This window comes from Schumannella sp. 10F1B-5-1 (assembly GCF_006517535.1).
Classification (GTDB): domain Bacteria; phylum Actinomycetota; class Actinomycetes; order Actinomycetales; family Microbacteriaceae; genus Schumannella.
In genome coordinates, this window is sequence record NZ_VHQH01000034.1 from 236,853 (window position 1) to 248,679 (window position 11,827).

10 protein-coding genes are annotated in these 11,827 nt (G+C 73.2%); 8 read left to right on the forward strand and 2 right to left on the reverse strand.

The features are described from left to right. Nucleotides 1-11: 11 nt before the first annotated feature. From mtrB to secA, 5 genes are all read left to right on the forward strand, one after another. The gene (mtrB, locus tag FJ658_RS05235) at nt 12-1,640 is read left to right on the forward strand and encodes an MtrAB system histidine kinase MtrB (protein WP_141144312.1); all 1,629 of its coding nucleotides are present in this window, start codon (nt 12-14) and stop codon (nt 1,638-1,640) included. Then, a complete protein-coding gene (locus tag FJ658_RS05240; RefSeq protein ID WP_181408331.1) occupies nt 1,637-3,364 on the forward strand; it encodes a GerMN domain-containing protein in 1,728 nt (575 codons plus the stop codon). The genes mtrB and FJ658_RS05240 overlap by 4 nt, the downstream gene beginning before the upstream one ends. A gap of 116 nt (nt 3,365-3,480) precedes the next feature. Beyond that, nucleotides 3,481-4,263 (forward strand): ComF family protein, encoded by a 783-nt coding sequence (locus tag FJ658_RS05245; protein ID WP_255447571.1) that lies wholly within the window; start codon nt 3,481-3,483, stop codon nt 4,261-4,263. Nucleotides 4,264-4,399: 136 nt separating this feature from the next. After that, nucleotides 4,400-5,059, forward strand: coding sequence for a ribosome hibernation-promoting factor, HPF/YfiA family (gene hpf, locus FJ658_RS05250; RefSeq protein ID WP_141144315.1), 660 nt, complete (start codon nt 4,400-4,402; stop codon nt 5,057-5,059). Nucleotides 5,060-5,255: 196 nt separating this feature from the next. Beyond that, a complete protein-coding gene (gene secA, locus FJ658_RS05255; RefSeq protein WP_141144316.1) occupies nt 5,256-8,084 on the forward strand; it encodes a preprotein translocase subunit SecA in 2,829 nt (942 codons plus the stop codon). A 48-nt stretch (nt 8,085-8,132) separates the two neighbouring features. On the opposite strand, the gene FJ658_RS05260 is transcribed toward secA, so the two are convergent. Further along, entirely contained in the window at nt 8,133-8,585 is a 453-nt protein-coding gene (locus FJ658_RS05260; RefSeq protein ID WP_219995713.1) for an Rv3235 family protein, read from the reverse strand. A 175-nt stretch (nt 8,586-8,760) separates the two neighbouring features. On the opposite strand from FJ658_RS05260, the gene FJ658_RS05265 reads away from it, so the two are divergent. Next, entirely contained in the window at nt 8,761-9,354 is a 594-nt protein-coding gene (locus tag FJ658_RS05265) for a hypothetical protein (RefSeq protein WP_141144317.1), read from the forward strand. A gap of 56 nt (nt 9,355-9,410) precedes the next feature. Here the strand turns inward: FJ658_RS05265 and FJ658_RS05270 are convergent, their stop codons facing one another. After that, nucleotides 9,411-9,698: a helix-turn-helix domain-containing protein gene (locus FJ658_RS05270; RefSeq protein ID WP_141144318.1), complete on the reverse strand. Its 288-nt coding sequence runs from the start codon at nt 9,696-9,698 to the stop codon at nt 9,411-9,413. Between the two features lie 99 nt (nt 9,699-9,797). On the opposite strand from FJ658_RS05270, the gene FJ658_RS05275 reads away from it, so the two are divergent. Continuing rightward, the gene (locus FJ658_RS05275) at nt 9,798-10,430 is read left to right on the forward strand and encodes a hypothetical protein (protein WP_181408332.1); all 633 of its coding nucleotides are present in this window, start codon (nt 9,798-9,800) and stop codon (nt 10,428-10,430) included. Further along, on the forward strand, nt 10,427-11,827 hold the full coding sequence (locus FJ658_RS05280; protein WP_141144320.1) for a ParA family protein: 1,401 nt from the start codon (nt 10,427-10,429) through the stop codon (nt 11,825-11,827). The genes FJ658_RS05275 and FJ658_RS05280 overlap by 4 nt, the downstream gene beginning before the upstream one ends.

The window sequence follows — 11,827 nt, forward strand, 5'->3', positions numbered from 1 at the left end:
GCGGTTCCCTCGTGAACCGGCTCTCGCTCCGGCTGTGGCTGGATCGGGCGCTGCACCTCTGGCGCAGCTCGCTGCAGCTGCGCACCCTGCTCGCGACGGTCGCGCTGTCGGGCATCGCCGTCGCCGTGATCGGCGGGTTCATCTCGACGAGCGTGCGCAGCAACCTGTTCGACTCGCGGCGTGACCAGGTCGTCGCCGAGTCGGAGCGCGCGACCGAGAACGCGCAGAGCGAGTTCAGCAACGCGGCCGAGCTCAGCGACTCGCAGGACTTCGACCAGGCCCAGTCGAGCGCGCGCGAGGCGATCGCCCGCAGCACCACGAGCCCCGGCGGCACCCTCGTGGCGATGCTGCGCGTGACCGGCCAGGACGGCCCGGTCGTCATGCAGAACCTGGTGAGCCGCGGCTTCGACGAGTCGACCATGGTGAGCGACGCGCTGCGCAAGTCCGTCGACGCGGATGCGGCGGGCCGCGTCTACTCGCAGCCGGTCGAGATCCCCGGCGACGACAACCGGCGCGATCCCGGGCTCATCACCGGCAGCGTGCTCGACGTGCCCGGCGGCGGTCGCTACGAGCTCTTCATCGTCTACAACCTGCGCGACGTGCAGAACACGCTCGACTTCGTGCAGCAGACGATCGCGGTCGGCGGCATCGCGCTCGTGTTCCTCATCGCGGCGGTGTCGTACGCGGTCGTGCGGCTCGTCGTGCGCCCCGTGCGCGTCGCGGCGGCCACGAGCCAGCGGCTCGCCGCGGGCGAGCTCGACCAGCGCATCCCGGTTCGCGGCGAAGACGTGCTGGCCACGCTCGCCCGCTCGTTCAACGGCATGGCCGACAGCATGCAGCGGCAGATCCGCCAGCTCGCCGACCTGTCGCGCGTGCAGCAGCGCTTCGTCTCCGACGTCTCGCACGAGCTGCGCACCCCGCTCACCACGATCCGCCTCGCCGGCGACGTGCTCTACGACCAGCGCGACGACTTCCCGGCCGCCACGGCGCGCGCCGCCGAGCTGCTGCACACGCAGACCGAGCGCTTCGAGCTGCTGCTCGGCGACCTGCTCGAGATGAGCCGCTACGACGCCGGCGCCGTGCAGCTCGAGACCGAGCCGACGAACCTGGTGCGCCTCGTCGAGGACGCGATCGAGGCCGTTCGCCCGCTCGCCGCCGAACGCGGCTCGGAGCTGCGGCTCGTCGCCCCGGGCGGCTACTTCGAGGCCGACGTGGATGCGCGCCGCATCCGCCGCATCCTGCAGAACCTGCTCGGCAACGCGATCGACCACGGCGAGGGGCTGCCGATCGTCGTGCACGTCGACAGCGACGCGGATGCGGTGGCGCTGGCCGTGCGCGACTACGGCATCGGCATGACGCCCGAGCAGGTCGAGCGCGTGTTCGACCGCTTCTGGCGCGCCGACCCGTCCCGGCAGCGCCGCACCGGCGGCACCGGACTCGGCCTCGCGATCGCGCAGGAGGACGCCGTGCTGCACGCCGGCCGCGTCGAGGTGTGGTCGCAGGACGGCGCGGGCAGCTGCTTCCGCCTGACGCTGCCGCGGCGCCGCGGCGAGGTGCCGGGGGAGTCGCCGCTCGACCTGCCGCCCGAGGACGGGCTCGACATCGAGGCGCTGACCTCCGACGGGGAGGGGGGATCGTGAGCGCGACATCCCGGATCGCACCGCGCTCGCGCCTCGCGACCGCGCTCGCCGCCGCGCTCGCGGCGCTGGCGCTGCTCGCCGGCTGCGTCAGCATCCCGACCTCCGGCGGGGTCACGGCCCACGACCGCACCGCCGACAGCGGCGACGACGGCGGCTTCGCGTTCCTGCCGCGCGGGCCGCAGAAGGGCGACACGCAGGAGGAGATCCTGCGCGGCTTCCTGCGCGCCGGCCTCGGCCCCGACGACCGCTACGGCGTCGCCCGCAGCTTCCTCACGACCGACTTCTCGTCGTCGTGGAACCCGAACGCCTCGGTCACGATCTCCGACGGCAGCGACGACACGATCACGCGCGCCGGCGACGACCGGCTCACGCTCGAGACCACGGTCACCGCGCGAGTGGATGCGACGGGCCAGTACCAGCCGCTCGCCACCTCGGTCACCGATGCGCTCGGCTTCCGCTTCGTGAAGGAGAAGGGCGAGTGGCGCATCGCGGAGGCGCCCGACGGCACGGTGCTCTCGCCCGGCAACTTCGCCACGATCTTCGAGGCCTACCCGCTCTACTTCTTCGACCCGAGCGGCGACTTCCTGGTGCCCGACCTGCGCTGGTTCCCGACGCTGCCGACCACCTCCGAGCGCATCGTGCGCACCCTGCTGCAGGGGCCGGCCAGCTGGCTCGGCTCGGGCGCCGTCATCAGCGCGTTCCCCAGCGGCACCCAGCTGGGCGGATCGCGGGTGATCGTCGGCGACGACGGCACCGCCCGCGTCGACGTCAGCGACGAGGTGCTGGGCGAGTCGACCGTGCAGAAGCGGCGGATGCTGCTGCAGCTGCTCGCCAGCCTGCGCAGCCTCGACAACGTGACGCAGGCCGAGATGACCGTGGGCGACATCGTCGTGGATGTCCCCGGCGGGCCTGCCACGGGCGTCGACTCCGACCCGCAGGTCGACAGCAGCCCGCTCGGCGTGCGCGACGGCGCCTTCGGCTACCTCACCTCGACCGGCGTGCGTGAGCTCGGGGCGCTCAGCGACCGCGTGGCCGCGCTCGCCCCGGTGGCCGTCGCGCTCGATCGCGACCAGACCTCGGCGGCCGTGCTGACCTCCGGCGGCGTCGCGCGCGCGGTCGCCTCGGCGACGCCGGGCATCGTCGACGGGCGCCGCGGGCTCGTCGCGCCCGGGATCGACCCGCTCGGCTTCATCTGGTCGGCGCCTTCGTCCGATCCCGGGGCGATCCTCGCGATCGACGTGAACGGGGTTCAGCATCCGGTGGCCCTGTCGACGCCGATGCCCGCCGGTGCGATCCTCGTCGACCTCGAGGTCGCCCGCGACGGAGCGCGGGTGCTGCTGTCGCTGTCGACGCCGACCGGGCCCATGGTGCTCGTCGAGGCGGTGCAGCGCGACGGCGACGGCGTGCCCGTGCGGCTCGGGGCCGCGGTCGAGCTGCCCATGCCGACCTCGGCCGGCGGCGTCGTGGATGCGGCGTGGATCGACGGCACGAGCGTGGCCGTCATGACCCAGCGCGGCGGCGGCGGCGTGCAGGTGCGTGCGGTGCAGATCGGCGGGCGCTCCACCGACCTCGGCGCCCCGGTCTCGGGCGTGCGGATCGTGGGTGGCAACGGCGGCAGCGGAGGAGTGCGCGTGCTCTCGGCCGAGGGGCAGGTGCTGCAGCGCGGCGGTGCGGGGTGGCAGGCGACCGGGCTGACGGCCTCGGTGCTCGCGACCCAGCAGTAGGGGCGGGTCGGCGCTCTCGTCCCCGTTCCTCCTCCCCAGCGCGCCGGCCGGCGGGGTTGTCCACGGATCGGCGGATGCGCAGGGCGCGGCGTGCGCAGAGCATCCAGCCTGGGTGCGTGACCGACCCCGACCCGCCGCCGTCGACCCCGCCGCCCTCGACGCCGCCGCGCCGGCGCGACGTCGTGCGCGCGGCGCTGCTCGACGCGCTCGCGGTCGTGCTGCCGGTCGACTGCGTCGGCTGCGGGGCGCCCGATCGCGCGCTTTGCGACTCCTGCCGCGCCGAGCTCGCCCCGCTGCCCGTGGAGCGGCGCATCCCCGTCGGCGACGACGGGCCCGGGATGCTCGTGGTCGCCGGTCTCGCGTACGGCGGCGTCGCGCGTCGAGCCCTCGTCGCGCTCAAGGAGCAGGAGCGCACCGAGCTGCTCGGCGCGCTCGCTCCGCCGCTCGCGGCGGCCGCGGTGCGCCTCGGCGAGCTGCTCGGGCCGGCCGCCGACCCGGGCGGCGACCTCGAGCTGTGCCGGGTGCCGACCTCGCGCGCCGCATTCCGCCGCCGGGGGCGCGAGCCGGTCGCGCAGCTCGCGGATCGCGCCGGGCTGCGCACCCGCAGCCTGCTGCGGCTCGGCGGGGCGATCGCGCGTCAGAAGCGGCTCGGCGTGGAGGAGCGAGCCGAGAACCTGCGCGGTGCGATGAGCGCCCGGCGTCCGCTGCTCGGACGCCGCATCGTGCTCGTCGACGACGTCGTGACGACCGGCGCCACGCTCGCCGAGGCCGCGCGGGCGGTGCAGGCGGCCGGCGGCGAGGTGCTCGGCGCGATCGTCGTGGCGTCGACGCCCAAGCTGTTCCGCGGTGCGGGAGACGGCGCATCCACGGTCTCGGCGCGGGCTCCGGATGAACGCTGACCGATCCCGGAGGAGATGCACCGAGAACGGGTGGTGACAACGGAGGTGGCCGGGACTAGCGTGGCCGCACAAGACACGGCGTGAAGGGATGACCGCCTGGAACCGGGCGGTAGCACGCCGGAACAGGAGGTCGCGCATGGACATCACGATCACCGGCCGGGGGGTCGGCATTCCGGAGCGTTTCGAGGATTACGCCACCGAGAAGGCCGACAAGGTCGCGAAGCTCGCCGAGAAGGCACTCGCCCTCGAGATCAAGGTCTGTCGCCATCACGAGAAGGCCGGCGGAACGAGCGGCGACGATCGCGTCGAGCTCACCCTGATCGGGCCCGGGCCCATCGTGCGCGCCGAGGCCGGTGCCGGCGACAAGTACGCCGCCTTCGATCTGGCGCTCGACAAGATGGTCGAGCGCATCCGCCAGGCCAAGGACCGCAAGAAGGTGCACCGCGGTCAGCACCGCCCCACCTCGCTGCGCGAGGCCAGCGCCGACGGATTCCGCACCGCCGGCCTCGAGGCCGCGTCGGCCGAGGCGATCGAGCGGGTCTCGACCGGCTCGATCCCCGTGCAGGCGGAGGAGGAGCAGGACTGGAGCCCCGTCGTCATCCGGCAGAAGGTGTTCCCCGCGTCGCGGATGACGCAGGAGGACGCGGTCGACCACATGGAGCTGGTCGGTCACGACTTCTTCCTCTTCATCGACGCGCGCACCGATCGCCCGAGCGTGGTCTACCGGCGCAAGGGCTGGGACTACGGCGTGATCGGGCTCGAGGAGTCGGCCGACGCGCTGGTCGGCGCTCGCTGACGGCGGCGCTCGCCGAAGATCGTGCAACCTCGTGGGGCGGCGGCCGGTGGTCGTCGCCCCACGGCGTGCTCGGCCGAGGAGCCGCGGCCCCGCAGTGGGGTCAGACAAGCCCAGGATGCACGCCCGGCGGATTGGTAGAGTAACGCGCTGGTAACAGCGGCGATGCCGCGTGCCGCTCAACGGAAACGGAGTCGCTGTGGCGAACGTGCTCGAGAAGGTCCTCCGCGTCGGGGAGGGTCGCATCCTGCGACGTCTCAAGAACTACGCGAAGGCGGTCGACCAGCTCGAAGAGGCCTTCGAGGAGCTGACCGACGACGAGCTGCGCGACGAGACCACGCAGCTGCGCGAGCGCTACGCCGCCGGCGAGAGCCTCGACGACCTGCTGCCCGAGGCGTTCGCGGCCGTGCGCGAGGCAGCCAAGCGCACCCTCGGCATGCGCCCCTTCGAGGTGCAGGCCATGGGCGGGGCGAACCTGCACCTCGGCAACATCTCCGAGATGAAGACCGGTGAGGGCAAGACCCTGACGGCCGTCTTCGCCGCCTACCTCAACGCCATCCCGGCCCGCGGCGTGCACATCGTCACGGTCAACGACTTCCTCGCGAGCTACCAGTCGGAGCTCATGGGCCGCGTCTACCGCGCGCTCGGCATGACCACCGGGTGCATCATCGCCGGGCAGAGCCCGCAAGAGCGCCGCGAGCAGTACGCGGCCGACATCACCTACGGCACGAACAACGAGTTCGGCTTCGACTACCTGCGCGACAACATGGCCTGGCAGGCGCCCGACATGGTGCAGCGCGGCCACTTCTTCGCCGTCGTCGACGAGGTCGACTCGATCCTCATCGACGAGGCCCGCACGCCGCTCATCATCTCCGGCCCGTCGTCGGGCGAGGCCAACCGCTGGTTCGGCGAGTTCGCCAGCATCGCGAAGCGTCTCGTCGAGAACGAGGACTACGAGGTCGACGAGAAGAAGCGCACGGTCGGCGTGCTCGAGCCCGGCATCGAGAAGGTCGAGGACTACCTCGGCATCGACAACCTGTACGAGTCGGCCAACACCCCGCTGATCTCGTTCCTCAACAACTCGATCAAGGCCGCCGCGCTGTTCAAGCGCGACAAGGACTACGTCGTGATGAACGGCGAGGTGCTCATCGTCGACGAGCACACCGGCCGCATCCTGATGGGCCGCCGCTACAACGAGGGCATCCACCAGGCCATCGAGGCCAAGGAAGGCGTGCAGGTCAAGGCCGAGAACCAGACCCTCGCCACGATCACGCTGCAGAACTACTTCCGTCTCTACGAGAAGCTCTCGGGCATGACCGGAACCGCCGAGACCGAGGCGGCCGAGTTCATGTCGACCTACAAGCTCGGCGTCGTGCCCATCCCGACCAACAAGCCCATGGTGCGCAAGGACCAGCCCGACCTCGTCTACAAGAACGAGAAGGGCAAGTTCGACCAGGTCGTCGAGGACATCGTCGAGCGCCACAAGGAGGGCCAGCCGGTCCTCGTCGGCACCACGAGCGTCGAGAAGAGCGAGTACCTGTCGCGCCTGCTCGCCAAGAAGGGCGTCAAGCACGAGGTGCTCAACGCCAAGAACCACGCGCGCGAGGCGGCGATCGTCGCCCAGGCTGGTCGCGTCGGCGCCGTCACGGTCGCCACGAACATGGCCGGTCGCGGCACCGACATCATGCTCGGCGGCAACGCCGAGTTCATGGCGGTCGCCGAGATGAACGCCAAGGGCCTGAGCCCGGCCGACACTCCCGACGAGTACGAGAAGGAGTGGGACGGCGTCTTCTCCGCCACCAAGAAGCAGGTCGAGGAGGAGGCCGAGAAGGTCATCGACGCCGGCGGTCTCTACGTGCTCGGCACCGAGCGCCACGAGTCGCGCCGCATCGACAACCAGCTGCGCGGACGCTCCGGCCGCCAGGGCGACCCCGGCGAGAGCCGCTTCTACCTCTCGCTCGAAGACGACCTCATGCGCCTGTTCAACACGGGCGCCGCCGAGGCTCTCATGTCGCGCGCGCCCGACGACGTCGCGATCCAGTCGCGCACGGTGTCGAACGCGATCCGCTCGGCCCAGTCGCAGGTCGAGTCGCGCAACGCCGAGATCCGCAAGAACGTGCTCAAGTACGACGACGTGCTGAACCGCCAGCGCGAGGCGATCTACGGCGACCGCCGTCACATCCTCGAGGGCGACGACCTGCAGGAGCGCACCGAGAAGTTCCTCGACGACGTGATCGGCGAGGTCGTCGACGAGCGCACCGCCGAGGGCCAGAGCGAGGACTGGGACCTCGACGGCCTGTGGACCGAGCTGCGTCAGCTCTACCCGGTGTCGATCACGATCGACGAAGTCGTGACCGAGGCCGGCGGCAGCCGCGGCAAGCTCACCGCGAAGGCGCTCAAGGAGGAGGTCATCTCCGACGCGCGAATCGCCTACGACCGCCGCGAGGCCGACCTCGGCGAGCCCGCCATGCGCGAGCTCGAGCGTCGCGTCGTGCTGAGCGTGATCGACCGCCGCTGGCGCGACCACCTCTACGAGATGGACTACCTCAAGGACGGCATCGGCCTGCGCGCCATGGCGCAGCGCGACCCGCTGGTCGAGTACCAGCGCGAGGGCTACGCGCTGTTCCAGCAGATGATGGGCTCGATCCGCGAGGAGACCGTCGGCTTCCTGTTCAACCTCGAGGTCGAGGTGACCGCGCACGAGGGGCACCAGCACGTGGATGCCAAGGGACTGGACGGCGACGCCCCGCAGCAGCAGCTCAGCTACTCGGCCCCGAGCGATGACGCCTCGGGCGAGGTCGAGGTGCGCAACCAGCGCGGCCAGATCGAGCGCGGCGCGACGGCCCGCGCCCAGCAGAAGCAGGCGGCGCAGGAGGGCGGCAGCGCCCGGCGCGCGGCCCCGCCGGCGCAGCAGCAGCCCGCTCAGCCGGCCGCGCGCGGCGCCTTCGGTCAGCGCACCGGCGGCGACGACGCCGCCGCGGCGCCGGTCAACCGGGCTGAGCGTCGGGCCGCGCAGAAGAAGAAGTAGCGGCGTCTCCGGATGCCGGGCTCCACCGGCATCCAGAGATCGAGCGGCTCAGAGCACGTGGATCGCGGTCGCGCGCCAGCGGCGGTCGAGCCCCTCGAGCCGGAACGCGACGGCGCGGGCGCGCCCGCGGCCCAGCACGACGACGGTCGCCTCGACGACGCCGTCGGCGGGGTGGCAGATCACGACCGAGCCGATCGTGACCGCCGGCCGGGTCGCCTTCGCCCCGCGCATCTGGCGCGCGCGGGTGCTGAGCACGACCCGCTTGAGCAGGTGCTTGTAGACGCGATCGTCGACCCAGCGGGCGATCTGCTCCAGCTCGCGGGCTCCGGCGAGGATCTCGATCACGCTGCGGGTCAGGTTCTCGAGCAGCGGCCGCGGATCGGGCAGCTCGTCGGTGGTGGAGTGCTGGTGGCCGAACCACTCGTCGGCGTCGAAGCGCCCGCGCGGCGCCCGGGCGGCGGTGCCGTCGACGAGAGCGAGGGCGGGGCGGGCGTCGGACATACGGAGAACCTGACTTCCGGGGGCACGGGGTCTACCCCCGTTCGGGGGTGACCTTCACTCAACCATGCGGCGCGCATCCGCGTCCAGAGGATTCGTCGGATTGTGGAGAACTGCGTCGCGCATCCGCTGTGGAGAACTCGCGCGCCGCCGTCTCGAGCGCCGCTACCGTGCCCGCATGCGCTGGGACCGCCTGTTCGACGACCTCGAGAGTCAGCTCGAGCAGGAGCTCGACGCCGAGCGCTCCGACCTCATCGCCGAGGAGGAGCGGCTGCGCCTCGGCCGCCTCGCGCTGCGCGATCGCCTGACCGAGATGGTGCGCGCCGATGCGGGCGCCGAGCTCGACCTGCTGCTGCGCGATGGGACGCGCGTCGTGCTCGCGGTCGGCTCGACCGGGCGCGACTGGATCGCCGGCGAGCTGCGTGACGACACGCGCGTGCGCGCGTCGTGCATCCTGCCGCTCGCCGCCGTCGGCGCCGTCGTGCCCCGCGGCGACCAGCTCGCCGTGAGCCTCGGCGCGCCCCCGCTCGGCGACCCGCAGCCCTCGCTCTCGGCGCGACTCGGCCTCGGCTACGTGCTGCGCGAGCTGAGCCGCCGGCGCTCGCCGGTCGACCTCGTCACCGGGTGGGGCCGGATGCACGGCACGATCGACCGCGTCGGCCGCGACCACCTCGACCTCGCCGAGCACGACCCGGGCGCGCATCGGCGGCTCGGCGCCGTGCGGCGCACCCTGCTGCTGCCGTTCGGCGAGCTGCTGCTCGTGCGCTTCTGAGGGCGGCACTGCCGCCGGGGGAGTGCTCCGGGCGTCGCCGTCGAGTCCGGACCGGCTCAGCGTCGCCCGTCGCGATCGAAGAGGTCGGCCACGTCGGCGACGTCTCCGAGGTCCGACTGGTTCCAGCGGCTGAGCCGGCGGCTCTCCTCGTACTTGGCGGAGATGTACGACTCGAGCACGTCGCGCTCGACGCGCCACTGGCCGCGCCCGCCGACCTTGATCGCGGGCAGCTCGCCCGAGCGCACGAGCGCGTAGGCCTGCCCGAGCGAGATGTTCAGCACCTCGGCCGTGTCGGCGAGGGTCAGGAAGCGCCCCACGCTGGCAGACGAGTCGGCACCGGTCATGGCATCGAGTATGCGGCCGCCACGTGGGGGAGCGGCGGTCGATCGGGCGCCTGTGGATAAGTCGGCGCGACCTCGGCGCGGCCGGGGCACGATGTGCGGGTGACTTCCGCTCCTCCTCGCCGTCGACGTCCGATCGATCCGCGCCTGCTCATCGGGCTGGCGCTCGTGCTGCTCTCGGTCGCGGGCGTCGTCGGCATCGTGGCGGTGACCGACCGCACGGCGAAGGTCTACGCGGCGGGCGGCACGCTGACCGCCGGCGAGCGCGTCACCGCCGACGACCTCGTGCTGCGCAGCGTCGCCCTCGACGGCGCCGACAAGCACTACCTGCGTGACGGGCAGATCCCGAAGGGCGGGCTCGTCGTCACCCGCACGATCACCGGCGGCGAGCTGATCCCGTCGGCGGCGGTCGCCCGCGACGCCGAGGTCGAGTCGGCACGGCTCGTGCTGCAGGTCGACGGCAGCGTCGGCTCGGCCGTCACGGCCGGCGCCGACGTGGATGTGTGGGGTGCCGCCACCGAGGATCGCGCCGACCCCGACGGGGAGGTCGCGCCGCCCGCGGTGCTCGCGGCCGGGGCGACCGTCGTGCAGGTGCTCGACGACAAGGGCCTCGTCGCCGGCTCGTCGAACGTCGCCGTCGAGGTGCTCGTGCCGCGCGAGCGCGTCGCCCGCCTGCTCCAGGCGGTCGCCGACGGTCAGCGACTCACGCTGGTCGGGCGCGGAGGTCGCGCATGACCGACGTCGGTCTCGGGCTGCCCTTCGACGATGAGCAGCGGCTGGCCGACGCGGCCACCCGGCACGGGCACCGCGTCGTGCTGCGGTGCTCGGGTGCCGACGAGCTCGCGACCCGGGTCGCCGCCGCCGCGCCCGAGCTCGTGATCGTGGCGGCCGAGCCGCAGTACCTGACCGCGCGGCTGGTCGAGGTCTGCGACCGTGCCGGCGTGCGGATGCTCGTGGTCACGATGCCGGGGCGCGAGCGCTGGGCGCGATCGCTCGGCATCGTCGAGACGGTCAGCGGCCCCGCGCGCTGGGAGCTGCTCGAGGACCCGGACCGGGTGCCGCCGCCGCTCGGCGCGGACGGTCGCCCGGTCGCCGGCGAGCCGCCGGCCGATACGATGCCGCGGCCGATCGTCGGCGCGGGCGGCTCCGTCGGCCCCATCGCCGCGGACGCCGGCGCGGCAGCCGACGCCGACGAGCCTGCGCTCCCGCCACGCGCTCCCGGCACCGTGATCGCGGTGTGGGGTCCTCACGGCTCACCCGGGCGCACGACGCTGGCCATCGCGATCGCCGCCGAGCTCGCCGCCTCCGGAGCGCTCGTCGCGCTCGCCGACGCCGACACGCACGCACCCGGCGTCGCTCCCGCGCTCGGACTGCTCGACGAGGCGCCCGGCTTCGCGGCCGCGTGCCGGCTCGCCGGCGCGGGATCGCTCGACCAGGAGGAGTTCGAGCGGCTCGCGCGGGTGCACGAGGCGCCGGGGTCGCGCATCCGGGTGCTGACCGGTCTGACCCGTGCGGGGCGCTGGCCCGAGATCACCGGTGACCGGGTGCGGGCGGTGCTCGCCGCCTCCCGCGACTGGGTCGACTACCTCGTGGTCGATGTCGCCGCCAGCCTCGAGCACGACGAGGAGCTCACGAGCGACGTGATGGTGCCCCGCCGCAACGCCGCGACCGACGCCGTGCTGCACGCGGCCGACCACGTGATCGAGGTGGGCCGCGCCGACCCGGTCGGCATCTCGCGCCTGCTGCATGCGCACGCCGAGCTGCTGGAGCAGATCGCGCCCGCGCGCAGCACGGTCGTGCTGAATCGCCTGCGGTCGAGCGCGATCGGGCTGGATGCGGCGGGTCAGGTGCGTCAGACCCTCGCCCGCTTCGGCGGCATCGATCATCCCGTGCTGATCCCCGACGACGTGGCCGGCACGGACGCCGCCGTGCTGTCGGGCACGACGCTCGCGGCCGTGGCTCCGCGGTCGCCGGCGCTCGCCGCCCTGCGCGCCTTCGTCGCCGCCGAGCTGCTGCCGCCGTCGGCCGTGGTGCCCGCTCGCGGCCGCCGCCGGGGTCGCGACGGCGTCGTCGCGGGCGACGCCGCCGGCCGCCGGCGTGGACGGAGGGTCGGACGCCAACGGCTAGCCTGA